This is a genomic window from Paenarthrobacter sp. 10N417, from assembly GCF_056394745.1.
Map to the genome: position 1 here is coordinate 26,491 of NZ_JBFTIL010000016.1, position 20,772 is coordinate 47,262.

General features: G+C 61.1%; 21 protein-coding genes. 1 reads left to right on the forward strand and 20 read right to left on the reverse strand.

What is annotated here, in order from left to right:
- Positions 1–20 precede the first annotated feature (20 nt).
- The 11 genes from AC1DCM_RS18340 to AC1DCM_RS18390 form a co-directional block, all read right to left on the reverse strand.
- The gene (locus tag AC1DCM_RS18340) at positions 21–764 is read right to left on the reverse strand and encodes an SDR family oxidoreductase (RefSeq protein ID WP_477519231.1); all 744 of its coding nucleotides are present in this window, start codon (positions 762–764) and stop codon (positions 21–23) included.
- A gap of 89 nt (positions 765–853) precedes the next feature.
- Positions 854–1,750 (reverse strand): RNA polymerase sigma-70 factor, encoded by an 897-nt coding sequence (locus tag AC1DCM_RS18345; RefSeq protein ID WP_477519232.1) that lies wholly within the window; start codon positions 1,748–1,750, stop codon positions 854–856.
- 117 nt (positions 1,751–1,867) lie between these two features.
- Positions 1,868–3,601, reverse strand: coding sequence for an FAD-dependent oxidoreductase (locus AC1DCM_RS18350; protein ID WP_477519233.1), 1,734 nt, complete (start codon positions 3,599–3,601; stop codon positions 1,868–1,870).
- Positions 3,602–3,842: 241 nt separating this feature from the next.
- Positions 3,843–4,001, reverse strand: a complete 159-nt coding sequence (locus AC1DCM_RS18355) for a hypothetical protein (RefSeq protein WP_477519234.1) — start codon at positions 3,999–4,001, stop codon at positions 3,843–3,845.
- 83 nt (positions 4,002–4,084) lie between these two features.
- The gene (locus AC1DCM_RS18360; protein WP_477519235.1) at positions 4,085–4,924 is read right to left on the reverse strand and encodes a sulfurtransferase; all 840 of its coding nucleotides are present in this window, start codon (positions 4,922–4,924) and stop codon (positions 4,085–4,087) included.
- A 60-nt stretch (positions 4,925–4,984) separates the two neighbouring features.
- Entirely contained in the window at positions 4,985–6,661 is a 1,677-nt protein-coding gene (mctP, locus tag AC1DCM_RS18365; RefSeq protein WP_477519236.1) for a monocarboxylate uptake permease MctP, read from the reverse strand.
- Positions 6,658–6,951: a DUF3311 domain-containing protein gene (locus AC1DCM_RS18370; RefSeq protein WP_477519237.1), complete on the reverse strand. Its 294-nt coding sequence runs from the start codon at positions 6,949–6,951 to the stop codon at positions 6,658–6,660. The genes mctP and AC1DCM_RS18370 overlap by 4 nt, the downstream gene beginning before the upstream one ends.
- An 814-nt stretch (positions 6,952–7,765) precedes the next feature.
- The gene (locus AC1DCM_RS18375) at positions 7,766–8,566 is read right to left on the reverse strand and encodes a peptidase M56 family protein (RefSeq protein WP_477519238.1); all 801 of its coding nucleotides are present in this window, start codon (positions 8,564–8,566) and stop codon (positions 7,766–7,768) included.
- The gene (locus AC1DCM_RS18380; RefSeq protein WP_477519239.1) at positions 8,563–9,171 is read right to left on the reverse strand and encodes an RNA polymerase sigma factor; all 609 of its coding nucleotides are present in this window, start codon (positions 9,169–9,171) and stop codon (positions 8,563–8,565) included. Before AC1DCM_RS18380 ends, AC1DCM_RS18375 begins: the two co-directional genes overlap by 4 nt.
- A gap of 138 nt (positions 9,172–9,309) precedes the next feature.
- Positions 9,310–10,326, reverse strand: coding sequence for a CU044_5270 family protein (locus tag AC1DCM_RS18385; protein ID WP_477519240.1), 1,017 nt, complete (start codon positions 10,324–10,326; stop codon positions 9,310–9,312).
- Complete coding sequence (locus tag AC1DCM_RS18390; protein ID WP_477519241.1) at positions 10,292–10,888, reverse strand: RNA polymerase sigma factor; 597 nt, start codon at positions 10,886–10,888, stop codon at positions 10,292–10,294. Before AC1DCM_RS18390 ends, AC1DCM_RS18385 begins: the two co-directional genes overlap by 35 nt.
- Before the next feature lie 186 nt (positions 10,889–11,074).
- Here AC1DCM_RS18390 and AC1DCM_RS18395 point away from each other — a divergent pair, with 186 nt between their 5' ends.
- Entirely contained in the window at positions 11,075–11,443 is a 369-nt protein-coding gene (locus AC1DCM_RS18395) for a nuclear transport factor 2 family protein (protein WP_477519242.1), read from the forward strand.
- Between the two features lie 403 nt (positions 11,444–11,846).
- Here the strand turns inward: AC1DCM_RS18395 and AC1DCM_RS18400 are convergent, their stop codons facing one another.
- From AC1DCM_RS18400 to eat, 9 genes are all read right to left on the reverse strand, one after another.
- Positions 11,847–12,398, reverse strand: coding sequence for a hypothetical protein (locus tag AC1DCM_RS18400; RefSeq protein WP_477519243.1), 552 nt, complete (start codon positions 12,396–12,398; stop codon positions 11,847–11,849).
- A gap of 101 nt (positions 12,399–12,499) precedes the next feature.
- Positions 12,500–13,105, reverse strand: a complete 606-nt coding sequence (locus AC1DCM_RS18405; RefSeq protein ID WP_477519244.1) for a TetR/AcrR family transcriptional regulator — start codon at positions 13,103–13,105, stop codon at positions 12,500–12,502.
- Positions 13,106–13,149: 44 nt separating this feature from the next.
- Positions 13,150–13,908 (reverse strand): MerR family transcriptional regulator, encoded by a 759-nt coding sequence (locus tag AC1DCM_RS18410; protein ID WP_477519245.1) that lies wholly within the window; start codon positions 13,906–13,908, stop codon positions 13,150–13,152.
- Positions 13,909–13,988: 80 nt separating this feature from the next.
- Positions 13,989–14,645 (reverse strand): PadR family transcriptional regulator, encoded by a 657-nt coding sequence (locus AC1DCM_RS18415; protein ID WP_477519246.1) that lies wholly within the window; start codon positions 14,643–14,645, stop codon positions 13,989–13,991.
- Between the two features lie 143 nt (positions 14,646–14,788).
- The gene (locus tag AC1DCM_RS18420; protein ID WP_280626356.1) at positions 14,789–15,571 is read right to left on the reverse strand and encodes a 3-oxoacyl-ACP reductase; all 783 of its coding nucleotides are present in this window, start codon (positions 15,569–15,571) and stop codon (positions 14,789–14,791) included.
- Positions 15,572–15,603: 32 nt separating this feature from the next.
- Positions 15,604–16,974 (reverse strand): aldehyde dehydrogenase family protein, encoded by a 1,371-nt coding sequence (locus tag AC1DCM_RS18425; RefSeq protein WP_477519247.1) that lies wholly within the window; start codon positions 16,972–16,974, stop codon positions 15,604–15,606.
- A complete protein-coding gene (locus AC1DCM_RS18430) occupies positions 16,971–17,741 on the reverse strand; it encodes a gamma-glutamyl-gamma-aminobutyrate hydrolase family protein (protein ID WP_477519248.1) in 771 nt (256 codons plus the stop codon). The genes AC1DCM_RS18425 and AC1DCM_RS18430 overlap by 4 nt, the downstream gene beginning before the upstream one ends.
- On the reverse strand, positions 17,722–19,104 hold the full coding sequence (locus tag AC1DCM_RS18435) for a glutamine synthetase family protein (protein ID WP_477519249.1): 1,383 nt from the start codon (positions 19,102–19,104) through the stop codon (positions 17,722–17,724). Before AC1DCM_RS18435 ends, AC1DCM_RS18430 begins: the two co-directional genes overlap by 20 nt.
- 50 nt (positions 19,105–19,154) lie before the next feature.
- Entirely contained in the window at positions 19,155–20,585 is a 1,431-nt protein-coding gene (gene eat, locus AC1DCM_RS18440; RefSeq protein WP_477519250.1) for an ethanolamine permease, read from the reverse strand.
- Positions 20,586–20,772 lie beyond the last annotated feature (187 nt).

Genomic DNA, 20,772 nt, shown 5'->3' on the forward strand with positions numbered 1-20,772 from the left:
CTGAGCAAAGACAGGCCGTGCTAGGACGTCACGTTCAGCCACTCTTTGAGGGTGATGTCCCCGATCCGGGATTCACCCACGGGAACGATGCTCGTCTCTTCGATCGGTATGCCGAAGTAGCCGGCCTGGGTGTCAACAACCACTGGGCGGGGATCATTGTGGGCCTCGAGAACCCGGCCTACGAATTCATTAATTCCTGAGCGCTCAGGACCCGCCATTTCCAGGACGCCGTCGATCGCTGGCGAGACGGCCGTCTCCGCCACGATGCGGGCAACGTCGGCAGCAGCCATCGGCTGCATCAGGTAATTTGTTGCATAAATGGAGCCGTCGCGCATTCCTGCATTGGCGATGATCGGGATGAACTCGAAGAATTGAGTTGCCCGCAGAATGGTGTACGGCACTCCGCCATCTCTAACAGCCTTCTCCTGGGCGGTTTTTCCGGCGAAGTAGCCGACGTCGATACGGTCGGTTCCAACGACAGACAGTGCCACATGATGCCGCACGCCAGCCCTTTTCCCGGCAGCGAGAAGATTGCGGGATGAAGTGGAGAAGAAGGGAACGACTACCTTCTCGTCGAAATCCGACGTGTTCGTCAAGTCGACAACGACGTCCGCCCCCACCATCGCCTCATCCAATCCATGGCCGGTCACCGAATCCACCCCGGTGGAGGGGGACGCCGCTTTCGCCTCATGACCCTGACTGCTGAGGATCTCCACAACTTGCTTGCCGATCAGGCCAGTGCCGCCGATTACAACGATCTTCATGATGATCTTTCCCTCCGATGTTGGCGTAGCGGAATGTAGGGCCATTCCGTCCACCAGCTATGACCGGATACCGGATCAATCTGTGACAGTCAGCCCCCAACCCTCGTCACGCCGGAGAGTTTGTCTGGATTCATCGTCCACAACAGCCGATCAATACCGTCGGCGGACGCAGTGAGGGTCACCACCGCAAAAACCACCCCGTCCCGCGCCAGGCGTGCGGAGGGCCGGCCGTTGGCCATGAAAGCCTGGGTATCGACACCAAGCCAGAAACGCGACGCGAACGCCTGATAGTACTTCGCGACCCGTTCCCGTCCGACAACAGGGAACTTCGAAGCCCGAACCTTCCCGCCGCCGTCGGAGTAACTGACAACGTCAGCGGCGAACAGCGCCTCCAGCGCGGCCAGGTTGCCGGTTCGCGCAGCAGCCAGGAATGCCTCCAGCAGATTCCGCTGCTCGCTCACGCTCACCTCAGCACGTTTCTCCTCAGCAAGGCGTTTGCGTGCCCGGCTAACGAGCTGGCGGGCATTGCCTTCTGTCTGTTGGATGACCTCAGCGATCTGCTCATACGGGTAGTCGAATGCCTGCCGCAGCACGTACGCTGCACGTTCGGTGGGCGATAACTTTTCCAGTATCAGCAACACCGCAAATTCGAGCGCTTCACCACGCAAGGCACCCAGTTCAGGGTCCGCGCTTGTGTCCACAGGCTCGGGCAGCCACGGACCCACATACGTCTCACGACGGACACGTGCTGACTGCCCGACATTGATGGCAAGGCGGGTGGCGGTAGTCGCCAGGAAGGCCGGCGCATGCCGAACCAGGCTGCGATCGCACGTCTGCCACCGGACCCACGTCTCCTGGACGATGTCTTCGGCCTCGCTGACACTTCCGAGCATCCTGTAGGCGATCCCGAACAATCGAGGACGGACTTCAGCGAAAATAGTCGATGCCGTTTCCAATTCGGCCGCTGACCCCGTGTCGGCATCCATGCGCCCAATGTTACTGCTCGAAGGATTGGACGCTGGCCGTGGAAGCCTGAGCCTGGGTGACCTACGACGGCGGGCGAATCTGGCCGCGTATTGGTATTCCAATTCTTACCCCCCCACTCACTCGACGAGTTTGTCAGCGGTCATGACCGGTCGACGCATGTGCTTCGCAATCTCGTGCGATACAGGCGCGATGGCTTCGTGCTCGATGCCACGAGCAGGAGACCAGACAAGATTCACCTGCAAGCTTGAATCAAGATCCGGATAGTCGCTGCGGTTATGACAGCCTCGTGTTTCACGGCGTTCACGGGCAGCTTCGAGCGTCGCACGGGCGGCAAGAGCGGCTGCCTTCAAGTCGAAAGCGTGTGCAAGATCCTGATATCCGGCAATGTCGGGATGCACGCCCACGTCGATGATGCGGGCCTCAATGTCGTCGAGCTCGGCCAAGCCCTGCTTAAGACCTTCTTCGTTACGCACAACACCCGCATGCTCGGTCATGGTGTCTCGGATGGCCCGCTGAAGTACGCGGACGTTCTCACGTCCCTTGGCGTTGAGCAGCTTATCTATCTCTTTCCGAGCTTCATCCACCGCTTCCGCTGACCGCACGTGTGCAGTTAGGGAGTCTGAATACTCAGCGGCGGCATTGCCGACGATCCTACCGAAGACCAGTAGCTCGATCAGCGAGTTGCCTCCCAATCGGTTGGCGCCATGCAGGCCGCTTGAGGCCTCCCCGATTGCGTAGAGACCCGCGACATCCGTGCTGTGATCGTCGGGACGGACCCAGACGCCGCCCATGGAGTAATGCGCTGTTGGTGCGATTTCCATTGGCGTCGTCGTGATATCGAGCATCTGCAATTCGAGCATGGTCTGATAAACACGCGGCAGGCGACGCATGATCGTCTCCCGAGGCAGATGTGAAACGTCCAGCCACACGCCACCATTGGCCGTGCCGCGCCCCTCTTGAATCTCTGTATAACAAGCCAATGCGACACGATCGCGGGTGGAGAGCTCCATGCGCTCTGGATCGTATTTGGCCATGAATCGTTCGCCGAGGGCGTTGGTGAGGATGCCGCCCTCGCCGCGCGCGGCTTCCGAGATGAGCGTTCCTGCAGCATTCTCTGGCTCAAGAATGCCTGATGGATGGAACTGGACCAGCTCGGGGTCGCGGATGCGGCCGCCTGCGAGCACTGCCAGGCGGAAGGAATCACCAGTGTTCTCGTCCCGCCGGCTGGACGTGCGTCGCCAGATGCGGGTATGCCCTCCGGCAGCGAGCACCACGGCGTCGGCATGGATCCGATAGCGCGTCCCGTCCGAGAGCCGGAAGCCATAGGCACCGAAGACCTGGCCCTCGGTGACGAGAATGCGCGTTATGTAAACATCGTCCAATATTGGAATGTCGAGCTCCGCGGCGCGACTCACAAGCGTGCGCTGAATTTCAAGCCCTGTGTAGTCGCCACTGAAAGCTGTCCGGCGGAACGTATGAGCACCGAAGAAACGCTGGCTGATCCGCCCGTCTTCCTCGCGGGCGAACGGCATGCCGTAACGTTCCAGGTCGCTGATTCCCTGCGCGGCACCTTTGGTGACAATCTCCACGATCTCAGGGTTCGCAAGATCGTAGCTCTCCAGGATTGTGTCTGCGGCATGCTGCTGCCAACTGTCATCCGCATCCATTGTGCCGAGAGCGGCGTTGATGCCTCCCGCCGCGAGCGAAGTGTGGGCGTCGCTTCTGGGCCTTTTGCCGACAGCGAGCACATCCACACCCAGCTCGGCCAGTTCGATCGCGGCGCGGAGTCCGGCACCTCCCGTGCCAATGACGAGCACCGACGTCGACACGAGCAGTTCCTGAGGCTTCATCACTACATTCCATTCACTCGGGATATCTGAAGTTAAGATTCCTTGAGGCGCGCGCCGGTATCTCATCTTGGATTTCATTGGCGCAGCAAGTCCTCCGGTCTCGTTACTGACTAAGACCGGACAGCCCTCGGATTTGTGACAGAAGAAACGACGGCCAGGGCTGCGCGTACCCGCGCGAATGGTATTGGTCGATCAGGGCGGGCACTCCGGAACACCCGTATCCCGCAATTGCGCAGCGGCGTCAGCTGTCCTCGGGCCGTGCTGCCCTCTTCAACTCAGCGATCCTCAGCCGTAAGAAGATGATGGCCAAGACCAGGGCGTACACCGCCAGGACGGACACCGCGATCACGAAGACCGCGTAAAGGATCCCGAGGATTCCGAAGGCTGGACTTAAATTCACTACTACCCCCAATAGTTGTTGAGCCCCAATGCTACGCAAGCCACCAGCGATTCCCACGGAGGCTGGAAGGCGTAGGTCAGTTGTCAGCCAAGCTCGGCTCGGCGGTGAGGCTCGGCTCCGTACTCTGACCAACCGCCTGCGTAGAGTCGGCCGCGGCCGAGTCCTGCATGCTCCAGGGCGAGAAGGTTGTGGCAGGCCGTGACGCCCGATCCACAGTAAGAGATGACGGCACTCGCGTCTTCGATCCCAACCTTCGCAAACGCTCGTCGGACCTCGGCGATCGGGCGCAGGCGTCCATCAGGGGCCAGGTTTCCACGGCACGGGACGTTCACAGCCCCGGGGATGTGTCCGGCTTGGGGGTCGGTGGGCAGCTGGAGGCTTCCGTCGAAGCGGTCGGCATTGCGGGCGTCGACGATGATCCCGGCAACCCCTGCCGTGATGTCCCCAAGCTGGGCGAGATGCTCCTCCGGCCACGGAGACGGCGTGAAGGTCGCGGGCGTCGGCGTCACGGGCTTCGTCTCCAGCGGTCCCGTCCACGCGGCAATCCCGCCGTCGAGCAACGCCGCCCGGTGCCCGAGCGCACGCAGCATCCACACGAGCCGCGCGGCGATGACTCCTCCGGCGTCGTCATAGGCGACGACGGTCGTGTCGTCGCCGATTCCCAACGAGGACATTCCCTGTGCGAACACCTCATAGTCGGGAAGCGGGTTCAGCCCGTGTGGTCCCGAACTCCCAGACAGCCATGAATCCAGGTCCACGAACACCGCACCTGGAAGGTGCCCGCCGTCGTACGCTGCACGGCCCGACGCGCCGTCGAGGTACCACCGAACATCAGCGGTAACAACGTTGCTTCGGTGCGCCGTAAGCCACGCGGCATCTACAAAGGGCGGAAGGTCCACTTGGGTTATCAGACTGTCATCCATACAGTGCAGGCTAAAGGATGCGTCCATTATGCGAGCAAAAACGTCTCATTATGCGGAATCTTAGCTGAGTGGGTATTCGCGCTGGAGCTTGGCGACTTTGGGGTCGTTCTCGTCCGCTCCGTAGTCGGAGTTTCGCGTAATGTCCTTTCCGTCGGGGAGCTTCATCGCACGGAAGAGCAGTGTCAGGATAACGGCAACAATCAGGTTGATCGCGAAGGCCACTACGGCGATGTAAACCTGCACGTTGGTGCCGGGGATGGCGGCGATGGAGCCACCGAAATTGGCCTTCGTCACCGGATTCACCACGTTGTAAGCCGCAACGGTTCCGTAGATGATTCCGGCTACCCAGCCTCCGAAGAGCGCCCAGCGATGGAACCAGCGGGTGTAGAGTCCTGCCACGATCGCCGGGAATGTCTGCAGGATCCAGATACCGCCGAGAAGCTGCATGTTGATTGCGGCAGACTGGTCCATCGCGATGACGAAGATCAGTGCTCCGAACTTCACCACGAGCGACGCGATCTTGGAGACCCTCGCTTCCTGCCGCGGGTCGGCGTCGGGCTTTATCAGGTCGCGGTAGATGTTGCGGGTAAACAAGTTGGCAGCTGCGATCGACATGATGGCTGCTGGAACCAGGGCGCCGATCGCGATGGCGGCCAAGGCGATCCCTGCAAACCATGCGGGGAAGTTGTCCAAGAACAACTGCGGAACCACTAGTTGCGGATTTACGGCACCGTTGAGGTCAACGGGCTTGGTGCCAGCAGCGATGGCTGCGTAGCCCAGGAGGGCAAGGAATCCCAGCATCAGCGAGTACAACGGAAGCACTGCCGCATTCTTGCGGATCGTGTTCCTGCTCTTGGTCGCCAGGACCCCCGTCACCGAGTGCGGGTACATGAACAGCGCCATCGCCGAGCCAAGAGCGAGCGTCCAATACGCCGAGTAGCTGGCAGCGCCTGGGATAAAGATGCCAGCCGGTTTGCCTGTAGCGGGACTAACGGCGTCGAGTTTCGTCTGGGCGGCGCCAAAGATGTTGTCCCAGCCCCCGAACTTGATCGGCATATAGATCACCGCGACGATGACGGCCAGATAGATCAAAAGATCCTTCACGACGGCGATAAGCGCCGGGGCGCGCAGGCCCGAGGTGTACGTGTAGGCGGCCAGGACTACGAAAGCGATGATCAGCGGCAAGTCTGTCAACAGTGCATTCTCGGCGCTGCCGAGGCCTAGCACCGTGAGCACGGCTTTGATGCCAACCAATTGCAGCGCGATGTACGGCATCGTGGCGACAATGCCAGTAAGGGCGACGGCAACGGTCAGCGCCCTGCTGCCATAGCGCCCACCAACGAAGTCCGCCGGGGTAACGAACCCATGCCGGTGCGAGACCGACCACAGCCGGCTCATCAACAGGAACACGATCGGGTAAAGCACGATCGTATACGGCACCGCGAAGAAGCCGCTCACTGCTCCCGTTGCCCACATTGCCGCCGGGACTGCCACGAACGTGTAGGCCGTGTAGAGGTCGCCACCGAGGAGGAACCACGTCACCCACGTTCCAAAACCACGGCCACCCAGCCCCCATTCATCGAGGCTGTGCAAACCGGTCTCTCTGTCCGCACGCCACCGTGCAGCGAAGAAACCCAAAACCGCCACGAGAATAAAGAGAGCGACGACGATGGCGAGCGCGATACCGTTGACGGGACGATCGCCGGTGGTCTCTACCGGTACGGCGAGCGCGTTCATTGTTCCTGCTCCTCGGCTTGTTCCTGCGAGCGTGTGCCCCGGACGGCCGCACGGCGGCGGCGGTCCTCCTTGGTAACCAGCCAGTAGGAGACCCCGACCAGGCCCGCGGTGATCGGGACCCAGAGCATTTGGTACCAGTAGAAGAACGGCATACCGGCGAGCCGTGGCTTATCCATTGCGTACGCCGGGACGAACAAGGGAACCAGAACGGAGATGGCTAGCAGGATTCCGGCCACAATATACGGACCGGGCCTTGCTGGCCCGCGAGTCGGCAGATCGGGAGTTGACATCGACGCCTCCTTATAGAGACGGCCCCCGGATCGGGATGGGCTTCCCGGGGTGTGCCGGTGGCCTGATGGGCGCTAAACATACCCATAAACACAGAATAGATTCTGGACTAATTCTTTGATAGATAAGGCTCCTTATTTTCGTCTGTCCGGTGCGAAAATCGCGGCTCCGGGCCGTTGAGTTCAGGCCTTAGGGAGGTGGCGCGGGATTTATTGCTAGTCCAATACGTATGGGCTGATTCAGTGAAAGGGAAGTTCTGACCCCTGGGGGAAAGACAGCACTCCCTGTGCGGGGGTTATGGTGAACCATTCGTCGCCCTGCTTGGTGGCGAAAATGATGACTCTTTCAGCAGTGTCCAGTGGGTCGCCATCAGGGTAGGACCCTCCTGCCGTGCAGGTCGGGGGTGTAGAGGTGATGCGCACGTTCCCGTGTCCGGGATCCCCTTTCAGTGCCTGCTCGACTTCCACAACGTGGGTAGTGGCCTCCTGACCATAAATTGTGGTCCCTCCTGCCCGTCTTACAGACTTTCCGATGAGCACCAGGCCGGCTTTGTCGTATTGGTCCTGAGGGGTCGCAAACCGTACCCAGTCCACGCACGCAAAGGGGCCACCACTTGGAACGGGGCTACTGCTAGAACCAGGGATTGAGCCAGTGGCCTTCGTCGTGGGCTCAGTAGTTACCGGATCGCCCGCCAACTCGTTGCCGCACGATGTCAGCAGCATGGTGAGAAAAAGGGGCAGGATCAGGCATCGCCATAACCGAACGGGTTTCATTGTGCTCCCTCAAAGGTGGATGCTGACCGAGCGACTAATCGGTTCATCCGGGCGGGGCGCTTCGCGTTGGGTAGGAGGCTATTCCCCCGCCGGAGCCGGAGGCCATGAAGACGCCGATTTGGGTTTCTCCATCGCTTTGGAAGACGGGGACCTCGCGCGGAGGGCGAGGGCTGTTGAAGTTCTTGACCGCGTCTTCAGGGCTGGTCGGCATGGGGCCGTCGTATAGGTCGCTGGCGTAGGCGTAACCGGATTGCCCGTTGGTGGCCATCACAGCGATCAAGTCGGGGGTTCCGTTCTCCTGGCTTTCGACGCCGTAGGTTTCGCCCTTCGCATTGATGCCCAGGGGTGTTCGTTCCTGCTTCACATACTCGGCGGTGAGCTGCCAGCGGGCCTCGGGGTCGGCCTTGATCGTGATGCTGTCCTGGCCGGGAGTGAGTGCAATGGTGTAGCCGCTCCAGCCCACCCGGTCGCTTGCGGCATCCACATCTGAGCAGCTGCTCGAGGCACCGTCGGGAAACTCAAACCGGCCAGGGGTCAGGCACCTAAGTTCGATTYGAATCCCCGTGGTTCCCTCGGGCGGAGTGCCCAGCTCAACGGTTGCTGTGCCGGCGTAGGTTGTGGTCACAGGTGAAGCCAAGGGGGTCACTTTCTCGCTTCCAGGGATGAAGAAGAGTCCTGCTGCCGCCGCTCCAATGCCAAGCAGTCCCGCACCGGCCAGAGCGCCGGTACCAAGCCACACCCTGGTGCGCCTCCGCTTCGCAGACAGCGTTTCCTTCTTGACCTGGGAGACGAGTTCCGCCCGCAGGGCGTCACTGAAGTGATCGTCGACGTAGAGCTGCTTCATGGCCGTTCTCCTTCCAAGACCGGGGTTGGAGCCGTGGGCGTGTTTGTTGATGCATCACCGTTGAGGGCTGCTCTGAGCCGCTGGCGGGCTCGGTGCATCCTTGATTTCGCTGCAGCAGGGGTCAGATGCAGGACAGTGGCGGCGGCAACGATGGTGTGCTCCTCGAAAACGACCAGCGTGACCAGGTGCAGATCCTCGGGCGTCAGTGTCGCAAGAGCCTGGGCAAGGTCATGGTCAAGGTTGTCCTGGTAAGAGCGGTAAGAATCTGACGTTGGGTCCGTCAGGTCGCCGCTGCGGGGAAGGGCTTTCAGGAGGCGTTGGTAGCGCAACGCCGTCCGGGCGCTGTTACGTGACATGTTCGTCGTCGTAACCAGCAACCACGGAAGGATCGATCCTTCCACGACCCGGACCTGCTTTCGCCGCCGCCAGAGCTCAAGAAAGGAGGCAGCCATGATGTCTTCAGCGTCGTGGTGGTTCCCGCAGAGCCGGTACGCATGGCGGAAGACCCGGTCCCGATGCAGGTCGTACAAGGCGCCAAAGGCATCGCCATGGCCCGAAAGACTCTGGTGCCACAACCCCTCTTCGCTGTCTCTGTTGTTCCCCATGCCCTTTAGTGTCCGGCAATGCCCAAAAGGTTTCACCGAATCAGAAAAAGTTAAAGAAGACCGGCACACACGATGCCGGTCTTCTTCCCTCGTTACTCTCGTCTCGCTGCCATCATCCATGAGGGAACAGGCGGAGCGTTACGGTGCGGTCTCCGAAATGGTCGTTTCGATCGCGGTCCAAGTCGTAGCTGTTCCCGCAGGAATAGATCCCCGGGGTTCGGTCAGCACTTCACGTTCGCCGATCAACAGACCTGTCTTGGGGTCGATGATGATGTCTTGACGGCGGTTGGAAGCTGTCTCCACTCGCCCGATGGCGATGCCTTTTCTTCCATCGAGCGTGGCTTGCTCGTCGGTGACGGTCACCCCTGGGATGAGCGCTGCAGACTTGTACAGTGCAGCGCGGAGATCGGCAGGGACTATGCCCGTCCTGAGCAGGTCTGCGATGAACACCAGCGCCTCGCCATCCTTGGACTGGCCCTTGCCGTTTGTTTGCCGCTGGATCTCAGCCAGGAGGGCGTTTGGATCGCGTGGGAAGGTGGCCAGGGCATCCTGCGATGGAAAGCTGGACTGCTCAGGTGGGGTGCCGTAGAAGCCTCCGTTATTGCCCCGGAGCACGTATGCTTCGGCAGGTTCCATACTGGAGGCGTATTCTTTCGATTTCTCATCAAAGAACGTTGTGGGGATTCTTCCTGATCTTTCCCAGACCCACTCCTCCTCGCGGTTGGCTGGGATGTACATGGCGCTCTTTTCAGTGTCCAGCCACTCATACTCGCTGCCATCTGCCGTAACCGCGGCACTACCCCACATATTGGTGCTTTGGATCTTCAAGTACTGTCCAGGGCCCGGTACAAGGTCTGCTGTCTGGATGGTCGTCTCGGCAGCGGCGTTGAGCACCTCCGCGGCCTGCGCGGTGGCTGCTCCCCGCAGTGGGCCGGGCCCAAAGACGTCGCCACTGACCAGGAGGCCAGCGACTAAAGCCGTTGCCGCTGAAACAAGCCCCCACCTCATTGCCATGCGGCGACGCGGGTTCTTCTGAAGCTTTACCGCGTGGGGATCAATACCTTGCAGTAACTTGGTCCGACCCCTGTCGATAGCCGCATCGGTGGCAATGGGAGTCCTGTCACGCATTTCGCGCAGGAGTGATAGCTCGTCCATGCTCAATCTCCTCTTCATCTATGTTCAGCAGGCCGGCGGCACCTCGAATGATGCGCCGCGCCCTGTTAAGCCGTGACCGGACAGTGCCAACGGGAACGCCGGTTGCCAGTGCTATGCCCTCGTAAGTCAGGTCAGCCCACGCATAGAGCAGCAAGCATTCCCGATCTGCTGTCGAAAGCGTCCTGATCGCTGCGGCCAGATTGGAAGACTTCACGGCTGCGTCCAGCCGCTCAGCCACACGATCGGCACCGTCCTCGTAGCTGTCTCTGCCTGCAGCTTTCGCGAAGGCTCTTAGCCGCCTTGCTTCAGTACGGTGATGCCGGCGGAGAAGATTGGTCGCGATGCCGAATAGCCATGGCCTGGCATCATCCCACTCGTAATCAAAAGCCTCCCGGCTTTCATAGGCGACCAAGAACGTTTGCGACATGACGTCTTCAGCTACTGAGTCACCTGCCCGGGTAGCCGCGTAGCGGTACACCGCCCGCGAATACTTGTCATAAAGCGCAGCGAAGGCCTGCGGGTCCTTGCTGGATCGGCGAATCAAGTCGCTATCGGTAGTCACAAACTGTATTGCCCCTTGGCAGGAAAAGAGTTCACGGCAGTCTAGGTCGAAACCGCACCATCGTCGGACGACTCGATAAGTGGCACGGCAAAAACCCGATAAGTGGCAAGGAAAAATGACCGTTTCTTGATTAGTTCTCGGAACTGTCAGTTCCCAACACCAGCCATTGACTGACACACTCAATGAATGCTCACTCAGGACGAGGTGCTCAAAGCTGCTGTAGAAAGGGCCGACGCCCTAGCGCGACGTGACGGAGAATCTTTGATTCGTCTGCTGCACCCCAAGTTTTGCTGGATCTCGCATCAAGGCGAGCGATTCGACCGCGATACCTACGTTCGATCAAACATCGGCGGCCAGAACAATTGGCACTCGCAAACCCTCGAACAGCCCACGATCACGATCTTCTGTACAACAGCTGTCTTGACCTGCATCGCTTCTGACGATGTGTCCACAACGGCCGGCCGGAGGCAAAATCGCATGCCCATGACCCAAGTCTGGATCCGGGAAGAGGGCAGCACGCTACTGGTCGCCGGACATGCAGGTCCGCTTCTCTAGCCACGCCCAGGGTTAACTATGTTCCGGGTGTAAACGGCATCTTCATCGAGCTCAGGATATGCGCCAAAAAAGGACGGTGCTGGGACGAACATCTGTTGAAGGTTCCTGTTCCACTCGATAACCCAGTGTGGTACGAATGAGACGAGGGCAAGCAACCCCCTTGCAACTTAGGGTTTGTCAGAATATTTGGAAAGGTAAGGACTGAAATGCTCATACTCGGAGTTGTTCTACTAATCCTTGGTTATATCTTCAACATTGGAATCCTGATAACTATTGGGTGGATTGTGGCTGTTATCGGCCTCATCCTCTTGGTGCTCGGTGCAATCGGACGCCCTCTTGCCGGAAGACGGTACTGGTACTAATCGCGGCCCGAGCCGCTACAGGGCATCCAGCCCCGTTCCCACTACTCGACGACGGACATGGGTAAGCCGCCACCATGTACTGACGGCGTGATGCTGTCGAGCTGCCAGCCATCCGCGGATGCCCGGAACATCGCCGTCTGCGGCAGCGAGTAGCCGGACGGGATGTTGCTTGGTCCATTCGCTGCCGAGGCCTGGTGTTCCTCGGTCAATTCCTTGAAATGGACGCTCGCTTCCGAGCCGGCCACCTCGATTGACTCCACCGTGATCGTCGTCGAAAAGTGCGTGTACCAGAAACCCATCGACTTGAAGCCGGCCTTTGACCTCGCCACCACCGGAAGGTCCCTCGCGCGCTTCGCCCGGTAGGCCGCCGTCGATTGCACGTCGCTGAGATGCGGTGCCGGGGGAACGCCGAGGGCAGTGCCGTTGCGGTCCTCAACGGCCGTCTGGATGATGACCGAAAGCTCAGAGGACGACGGGCTGGGCACAGCTGCTGCGGGAGACCCGACCGTGCGCGGCCCGGCAACAGGCTGGCATCCGGAAAGGGCAAACCCAAGCAGCACCGCGGTAGCCGCCAACGAGCGTCGATAAGTCATCGTGGTCCCCCTTGCCGGATGTCCTCACAGCCTGCCCGGAAGGCCCCAGCCAGTCAACTAGAGCGGGATGGCGGGCGTAGAAGGTCCAGAATCGCGCTTCATCAATGCCGGTCGGCGTGACGCGAAGGAGCGAAAGCGATCTGCTCCGTGCGGGCAATGCCTCGCTCGATGGCAGCCTTGTCGATACCCAGGAGCGTGGTGAGCCACATGCCGTTTTGCACGACGACGATGTCTGCTGCGCGCTCCTTACTCTCATCGGCGGAAAGCTCGGGTTTGGCATTCCCTATGAGTGTGGCTAGCCCGTCCAGATACCGGTCGAACGCCGCCGCGTTGATCCGTGCGAAGTCCTCATGCGCCTGGGCGAGAGCCCACAGGTGGAGGCGGAGGGACAGGTACGGCGTGGTCAGGAGATCGGGGTCCGCAACGCGCCGAAGTGACTCTCGGAGTTGCTCCTCAGGGGTTGAGGCCGGCTCCGGCTCCACCAGCATGAGGTCGTGCTCTTCAATCCGGTGAAGTACCGCACGGATCAAGCTCGACTTGTCTTCGTAGTAGTAGTTCACGAGCCCCAAGGCGACGCCGGCTTCACGCGCCACCGCCCGCATATTAATACCCGAAATGCCGTGGCGGGACAGCAGTTCCAGGGCCGCTTCGAGAATGCGAGTCTGCCGGTCAACCTGTTCGCTGGACTTTACGGTGCTAGTACCCATTCGGCCAGACTATTGCCAAACCCCGGTCAACGCATCCCGGCTGCCTACAGGTTCTCCTCCGCGTAAACCCGCAGGGCATCCCGAACGAACGTGGCTCCTGACTCCCCGCCATAGTTCGCGGCAAATCTGGGGTCCGCAACGTACATCTCGCCGAGGCCTGTGACATAACCCTTCACGTCTCCGCCAGGTGCCGCCGTCGGGGTTCCAGGGATTCCGCGGAGCCATTCGACGTGGCGCCTTGCCAGTTCCTGTGCTTCAGCGCTGTCGGGTGCAATTCCGGCCGTGGCGGCGGAGATCCAGTCGTTCCCGAGTTTGCGGGAGCGTTCCTTCCATTGCTGTTTTTCTTCGGCGCTCATACCGCGCCACCAAGCGTCACTTGTGGCGTAAGCGTCCTTGCCCCAGCGCTCCTCTACCTCGTCCTTGTACTGCGTGTGGTCGAAGCCATCAAACATGTCCTGTGCCATGTACTTTCCATCCCCTTTCAATGTGTCAATGGTTTGCCGGACCGACGCGATTTGCCGCGCCAGTCGGTCCTGCTCTTGCCCAAGCCATTCCAAGTGGCCGCTCAACGCCTTGACGGTGTCGGTCTCCCGGGCAAGCACGTCGGCAATTGCAGGCAAACCCAGTCCAAGCTCCCTGAGCAGGAGGATCCGCTGGAGCTGCACCAAGGCCGGACCGTCGTAATAGCGGTAGCCGTTATGCCCGGTCCGGCTTGGCTTGAGCAGCCCTATGTCGTCGTAGTGACGCAGCGTGCGGCTGGTGGTCCCTGCCATCTTTGCGATTTCCTGGATCGACCAGTCCATGAGTCCTCCGTCCTGGCCTTCTCGTTCCTGGCTTGTCCTTTGACAGTAATGGTTGACGTTACGTCAAGGTCAAGGGGGAATTAGTCGGCCAGGATCAGGTACAGCGCACGGCGGGTTTCATCGAGTTTCTCGATTGCTGCCCTCCGTTGTTCGTCGGTTGCCGCGGCGCGGAACTGGTGGACGACGCCCATGAGTTTCCCGATGCTCTGGTGGAACTCCTGCATGTTTCCGTCGGCCTCGGTGTTCCAGGCATTGGCGAGCTCTTCCTCATGCTCGGCAACGTAGGCGCGGCCGTCGTCCGTCAACGTGAATTCTGTCCGACGTCCCTCGCCCACGGCCGTGATGAGCTCTTCATCAACAAGCTGCTGCAAGGTGGGGTAGACGGATCCAGGGCTGGGCCGCCATGTTCCGGACGTCTTTTCTGCAATCGTCCTGATCAGCCCATAGCCGTTGGATGGCGACTCGGCCAGCAGAGACAGGATGGCAGCCCTGACGTCGCCGCGGTTTGCCCGCCGCCCGCCACCGGGACCAAAGCCCCTGGGGCCGAAACCGCCCGGGCCGAAGCCGCCGGGTCCAAAACCAGGCCCGAAGCCGCCGGGTCCAAAGCCGGGTCCGCCGTGTCCGTGGGGACCGCGGCGCCCCTTGCCCCGATTGAAGCGGCCTCTTCCCTGGCTGTGTTCGGGGAGTCCGGAGCCATGCTCCGGGAAGGTGTTGTCGTGTTCGTGGATGCCTTTCATAACAGCATCGTCCTTTCGGTGTGAGTGTTCGCCGAAGGATTATCGGCGATAGTTAACGATATATCGGTAACTATCGCGACGTCAAGAGCATTAAATACGAAAGCTGCCCCCGCCCAAGGAGGGCAGGGGCAGCCGGAGAGATGCTACGAGAGAGGAGTGACGTAAGCGCCCGAGATGCCGCCATCCACCAGGAATGTGGAGGCCGTGATGAAGGAAGCGTCATCGCTGGCAAGGAACGCGACGGCTGCAGCCAGCTCTTCCGGTTCCGCGAAGCGGCCCAGAGGAACATGCACCAAGCGGCGTGCTGCCTTCTCAGGATCCTTCGCGAAGAGTTCCTTCAGTAGGGGAGTGTTCACCGGTCCCGGGCACAGCGCATTGATGCGGATGCCCTGCCGTGCAAACTCGACGCCGAGTTCCCGGCTCATGGACAGGACGCCGCCCTTCGAGGCGCTGTAGGAAATCTGGGATGTTGCCGCGCCCATGACGGCCACGAACGATGCCGTGTTGATGATGGATCCCTTGCCCTGCTCCTGCATGTAAGGAATGGCGTACTTGCAGCAGTAGTAGACGGAGGTCAGGTTCACTTCCTGCACCCGGCGCCAGGCGTCGATTCCGGTGTCCAGGATGGAAGCGTCGTCGGCGGGAGAGATGCCCGCGTTGTTGAACGCGATGTCAACGCTGCCGTACGTCTCCTTGGTCTGGGCGTAGAGGTTGCGGACTTCTTCTTCACTGGTCACGTCTACTTTGACGAACAGGCCGCCTACTTCGCTGGCGGCCGCAATCCCTGAGGTCGGTTCGATGTCGGCGATCACCACGTTGGCGCCCTCAGCTGCCATCCGGCGTGCCGTGGCCAGGCCGATGCCGCTGGCACCACCAGTGATGACTGCGCTGCGGCCGGCGAGACGGTTGGAAACTACTGCTTGCATGGGTGCTCTCCTTTGAAAAAAGTGGAAAAAGATCAGGCGGACTGGGTGGAAATGAAGACGTTCTTGACTTCGCTGAAGGCATCCAGGGCGTCCGGGCCGAGCTCACGGCCGAGGCCGGACTGCTTGAAGCCGCCAAACGGGGTGGAATACCGGACGGAGGAATGGGAGTTCACGGAGAGGTTGCCCGATTCGACTCCCCGGGCCACACGGAGTGCCCGGTCAACCTTGGACGTCCAGATGGAGCCGGACAAGCCGTACTCGGTGTTGTTGGCGATCCGGATGGCATCTGCTTCGTCGTCGAATGCGATCACTGCAACAACCGGGCCGAAGATTTCATCGGTAAAGGACGGCGCCTTCAGATCCGGTGTGAGCACAGTGGGCGGGAACCAGAAGCCCGGTCCTTCCGGGGCCTTTCCCTGGAAGGCGACCGGGGCGCCGTCGGGCACGAAAGCCGAAACCGTGTCCAGCTGCTGGGCCGAAATGAGCGGCCCCATGGTGGTGGCCGGATCTGCGGGGTCTCCGACACGCATGCCGAGGACCTCTGGCTCCAACAGTTCCAGGAAGCGTTCGTAGACGCTGCGCTGCACGAGGATCCTGGAGCGTGCGCAGCAGTCCTGCCCGGCGTTGTCGAAAGCACCGCCGGGGGCGGCGGCCGCAGCCATCTCAAGATCGGCGTCGTCGAAAATGATGTTGGCGCTCTTGCCGCCGAGTTCCAGCGTCACGCGCTTCACCTGGTCAGCGCAGCCTGCCATGATCTGCTTGCCAACGCCGGTTGAGCCGGTGAACACCACCTTCCTGACCGCCGGATGCGTGACGAACCGCTGGCCCACCACGGAACCCTTGCCCGGAATCACTTGGAAGACGCCCTCAGGAAGGCCCGCTTCCAGAGCCAATTCACCAAGGCGGATCGCGGTCAGCGGTGTCACCTCCGCCGGTTTGAGCACCACCGTATTGCCTGCCGCAAGTGCGGGCGCGAATCCCCATCCGGCAATCGGCATCGGGAAATTCCAGGGAACAATGATGCCAACAACGCCCAGCGGCTCGTGGAAGGTCATGTTGACGCCGCCTGCCACGGGAATTTGGCGGCCGAAATGACGTTCCGGGGCGGCGGAGTAGTAATTGAGGACGTCGCGTACGTTGCCCGCTTCCCATCGAGCGTTTCCAATGGTGTGGCCCGCGTTGCGCACCTCCAGTTGCGCGAGGTTCTCCAGGTCATTGTCGACGGCGGCAGCGAACCGTCGCAGCAGCAACGCCCGGTCCGCGGGGGCCACGGCGCGCCACGTTTCGTAGGCGTCGGCTGCCTTGGCAATGACGGCGTCTGTTTCGGCCACGCCAGCGAGCGGGACGGTCTGGATGACCTCCTCGGTGGCCGGATTGATCACATCAAACACTGTTGCTGTCATGCGGGGGACATCGCTTTCATGGTTGCGGTCTGGTCTGAGCGGTAGCCGGCGGCGGCGTCCACAAAGCCACGGAACAGTCGGAGATCATGGGGGTTGTGTTCCGGATGGAACTGGACGCCAAGAACCCAGCCGCCCTCCGTGGTTTCAATGGCCTGCACCAGGCCATCGGCGGAGCGGGCTGTCACCCGCAGGGTTTCAGGCACGTCGTCCATGGCCTGGTGGTGGTAGCACGGCGAAGTGGCGGAATCACCCAGGAGGTGGTGGATGAGGCTGCCCGGCGTGGTGTCAAATGCCGCCTCACCATAGACCCCAGGTGCTGGCTGACTGTTGCTGCCGGGAAGGACGTCCGGGATGTGCTGGATCAGCGTCCCGCCTAAAACCACGTTGAGGAGCTGGGCTCCCCGGCAAATCGCGAACAGCGGGAGCCCACGTTCAAGCGCGGCACGGATCAGGGCTGAGTCATGCTTGTCCCGCAGTGGTTGGGACTTGGTGGTGGGATGCGGTGCCTGACCGTACAGGGAAGGATCGACGTCGGGACCTCCCACCACGATCAAGCCATCCACCAGATCCAGCACGGATTCGTCGGTGCCCAGCGGAGGCAGCAGGATAGGTGTTGCTCCGGCTGCGACCACCGCCTCCACGTACGATCCGGGGAGAATCGCCGCCGTCGTATTCCACACTCCCCAGGAGGCGTCCTGAAGGTAACTGGTGAGCGCGATTCTGGGCTTGTACGGTTGCCCGTAGGTTTCAGAGACGTTCGAAGCCACGGACCCGCTCCCAATCTGTGATGGCGCTGTCATAAGCGGTGAGCTCTACGTTGGCGGCGTGGACGTAGTGGTCCACAACGTCGTCGCCGAAAGCCTTGCGCGCAATGCTGCTTTCGGCCAGGAGGTCCCGCGCATCCCGCAAGGTTGTGGGCAGCCGTTCCGCGTCGGACTCGTAGGCATTGCCCTTGGTGATTGCCGGCAACTGGAGATCGTTCTCGATGCCATGGATGACAGCGGCTATCATTGCAGCCACGGCCAGGTAGGGGTTCACGTCGCCGCCGCCCACACGGTTTTCAGTGCGAAGGCCGCGGCCGTGGCCCACCACGCGGAGCGCGCAGCTGCGGTTGTCCAAGCCCCAGGCGATCGCTGTTGGCGCGAAGCTGCCCTCCACGAAGCGTTTGTAGGAATTGATGTTGGGTGCCAGGAAATAGGCGAGTTCGCGCAGCGCCGCGAGTTGACCGGCGACGAACCGTTCCATCAGGGGGCTGAAGCCGTGTTCGCCGTCGCCCGCCAGCGCGGGGTTCCCGTCCAGGTCGGTGAGGCTGAAGTGGATGTGGCAGGAGTTGCCTTCACGTTCGTTGAACTTGGACATGAACGTGATGCTCTTGCCGTGCTGGTCCGCGATTTCCTTGGCGCCGTTCTTGTAGAACGTGTGCTTATCGCAGGCGGCGAGGGCTTCATCGAAGCGGAACGTGATTTCCTGCTGACCGAGGTTGCACTCGCCCTTGGACGACTCGACCACCAGGCCCGCCGCTTCCATGTTGTTGCGGATGGAACGGATCACTGGTTCCAGCCGGGCGGTGGCAAGGAGCGAGTAGTCCACGTTGTACTGCGTCGACGGCGCGAGGCCGGTGTAGTTCTTCTGCCAGGCCTGGTTGTAGGAGTCATCGAACATCAGGAACTCCAGTTCGGTCCCTGCGTGGGCCCGGTAGCCCAGCTTTTCGAGCCGCTCGATCTGGGCCTTCAGGATCTGCCGTGGTGATGCGGTTACCGGCGTCCGGTCCGTCCACAGGACATCGCACTGCACGATGGCTGTGCCGTCGAGCCAAGGGACTCTCCGGAGGGTTGAAATGTCCGGCATCATTACCATGTCGCCGTACCCGGTCTCCCAGGACGACATCGCGTAACCGTCCACGGTTTGCATTTCGACATCCACGGCCAGCAGGTAGTTACAGCCCTCTGCGCCGTGGTCCAGAACGTCTTCGAGGAAGGAGCGTGCACCACAACGCTTACCCTGGAGGCGACCCAGCGCATCGGTGATGGCGACAATGACGGTATCAATTTCGCCGCTAGCTACGGATTCGCGCAGTTCGTCGACGGTGAGCTGCCGGTTCCGGCTGGACTCTTGGATGTGGGAATTCATGATGTCTCCGCAGTGTGGTTCTGTGAGTGGATGTCAGGTTCTGCTGGCTGTTACTTCAGCTCGGCCTCGGCCATGGCGAGTTGGGCGAACTCTTCTTCGGGTGCGCCCGCCACGATCCGGTGCCGGCTGTAGAGCCAGTAGTAAACGAGGGCAGCGGCAAAAATCGCTGCCGTAATGGAAGCGGCAAAGACGTCGACGACGAACGTCGCCACGACTGCCACGGCGGACAGGACCAGGGCAATCGACGTCGTGACGACTCCGCCCGGCGTCCTGTAGCCGCGTTCCAGGTTGGGTTCCTTCTTGCGAAGGACGATGTGCGAGAGGTTCAGCAGGACGTAGGAAACTGTGGCGCCAAAGACTGCGATGTTGATGAGCAGGGCACCGTCACGGGTCAGGGCTGCCAGCAGGAAGCCGACCGTGCCCGGGACGATCAATGCCCAGTACGGGGTGCGCCGGGCGCCGGTCAGGGACAGCCAACGGGGCAGGTATCCCGCCCGTGACAGGGCAAACAGCTGCCGTGAGTAGGCGTAAATGATGGAGAAGAAGCTGGCTACCAGTCCGGCCAGGCCGGCGTAGTTGATGAAGTCGGCCAGGAAAGTGTTGCCACCGTAGGCAATGCGTAGTGCCTCAGGGAGCGGGTTGTCGGATTCGCTCATGGCTTGCGAGCCGGCTGCCCCCGGGACCAGGACCAGCATGAGGGCGCCAAAGATGACCAGGATGATGACGGCCACAATGATTCCCCGGGGCATGTCCCGCTTGGGGTTGGACGTTTCCTCAGCCGCGAGGGGAACGCCCTCCACTGCCAGGAAGAACCAGATTCCGTAGACCAGCGCCGCCAGGATGCCGCCGATACCCATGGGCAGGAAGGCGCTGGAGCCGGCGGAACCATCGGGAACAATATCGAACAAGCGGGCGGAATCGAACTTGGGAAGCAGGCCAACGACGGCGGCGGCCAGTGCGATGGTTGCCACCGCGGTAATGGCGAACATGATCTTCAATGCTTCGCCGACTCCGCGGATGTGGATTCCGATGAAGATGACGTAGGTGACCAGGTAGACCGGCCATGAGTTGGTGAGGCCGAAGAGGCCAAGCGCTTCAACATAGCCGCCGATGAACGTGGCAATAGCTGCCGGGGCCACCGCGTATTCGATGAGGACCGCCATACCTGTCGCGAATCCCCCGAGTGGCCCCAGGGCTCGGCGGGCGAACGCATAGCCAGCCCCCGCCGTCGGGAGCGTTGATGAAAGTTCAGCGAGCCCGAAAACCATGCACGTGTACATAACGGCCATGAGCAGGAAGGCGATCAGCAGACCGCCCCAGCCTCCTTGTGCCAGGCCCAGGTTCCAGCCCGCGAAATCGCCGGAGATCACGTAGGCCACCCCAAGTCCCGCGAGGAGAACCCAACCGGCGGCACCCCGTTTAAGGCGCCGGTGCTTCAAATACTCATCCTCGCCGCCGGGCGGCTGGAGCACTGTTTCCATGCGTTTTCCTATCGTCTGAGGAATGCTTCTGGGAAGAGTCGAGCGGAGGATCATTCAGATCCTAAAGGACTGTTTTCAGTCCAAAGTGTGCTTCAAAGTCTGGAGCGTGATTCGCCACGAGTCAAGACTTTTCTGAAAAACCTGATGACTTGGATCACAATTGAGGGCGTGTCCAATGGTTTTTTTG

Excerpts from the sequence above, each read along its gene's own strand:
- AC1DCM_RS18340 (WP_477519231.1), bottom strand. The coding sequence starts at position 764 with ATGAAGATCGTTGTAATCGGCGGCACTGGCCTGATCGGCAAGCAAGTT.
- AC1DCM_RS18345 (WP_477519232.1), bottom strand. The coding sequence starts at position 1,750 with ATGGATGCCGACACGGGGTCAGCGGCCGAATTGGAAACGGCATCGACT.
- AC1DCM_RS18350 (WP_477519233.1), bottom strand. The coding sequence starts at position 3,601 with ATGAAGCCTCAGGAACTGCTCGTGTCGACGTCGGTGCTCGTCATTGGC.
- AC1DCM_RS18360 (WP_477519235.1), bottom strand. The coding sequence starts at position 4,924 with ATGGATGACAGTCTGATAACCCAAGTGGACCTTCCGCCCTTTGTAGAT.
- mctP (WP_477519236.1), bottom strand. The coding sequence starts at position 6,661 with ATGAACGCGCTCGCCGTACCGGTAGAGACCACCGGCGATCGTCCCGTC.
- AC1DCM_RS18370 (WP_477519237.1), bottom strand. The coding sequence starts at position 6,951 with ATGTCAACTCCCGATCTGCCGACTCGCGGGCCAGCAAGGCCCGGTCCG.
- AC1DCM_RS18380 (WP_477519239.1), bottom strand. The coding sequence starts at position 9,171 with ATGGGGAACAACAGAGACAGCGAAGAGGGGTTGTGGCACCAGAGTCTT.
- AC1DCM_RS18385 (WP_477519240.1), bottom strand. The coding sequence starts at position 10,326 with ATGGACGAGCTATCACTCCTGCGCGAAATGCGTGACAGGACTCCCATT.
- AC1DCM_RS18395 (WP_477519242.1), top strand. The coding sequence starts at position 11,075 with ATGCTCACTCAGGACGAGGTGCTCAAAGCTGCTGTAGAAAGGGCCGAC.
- AC1DCM_RS18400 (WP_477519243.1), bottom strand. The coding sequence starts at position 12,398 with ATGACTTATCGACGCTCGTTGGCGGCTACCGCGGTGCTGCTTGGGTTT.
- AC1DCM_RS18405 (WP_477519244.1), bottom strand. The coding sequence starts at position 13,105 with ATGGGTACTAGCACCGTAAAGTCCAGCGAACAGGTTGACCGGCAGACT.
- AC1DCM_RS18410 (WP_477519245.1), bottom strand. The coding sequence starts at position 13,908 with ATGGACTGGTCGATCCAGGAAATCGCAAAGATGGCAGGGACCACCAGC.
- AC1DCM_RS18415 (WP_477519246.1), bottom strand. The coding sequence starts at position 14,645 with ATGAAAGGCATCCACGAACACGACAACACCTTCCCGGAGCATGGCTCC.
- AC1DCM_RS18420 (WP_280626356.1), bottom strand. The coding sequence starts at position 15,571 with ATGCAAGCAGTAGTTTCCAACCGTCTCGCCGGCCGCAGCGCAGTCATC.
- AC1DCM_RS18425 (WP_477519247.1), bottom strand. The coding sequence starts at position 16,974 with ATGACAGCAACAGTGTTTGATGTGATCAATCCGGCCACCGAGGAGGTC.
- AC1DCM_RS18435 (WP_477519249.1), bottom strand. The coding sequence starts at position 19,104 with ATGAATTCCCACATCCAAGAGTCCAGCCGGAACCGGCAGCTCACCGTC.
- eat (WP_477519250.1), bottom strand. The coding sequence starts at position 20,585 with ATGGAAACAGTGCTCCAGCCGCCCGGCGGCGAGGATGAGTATTTGAAG.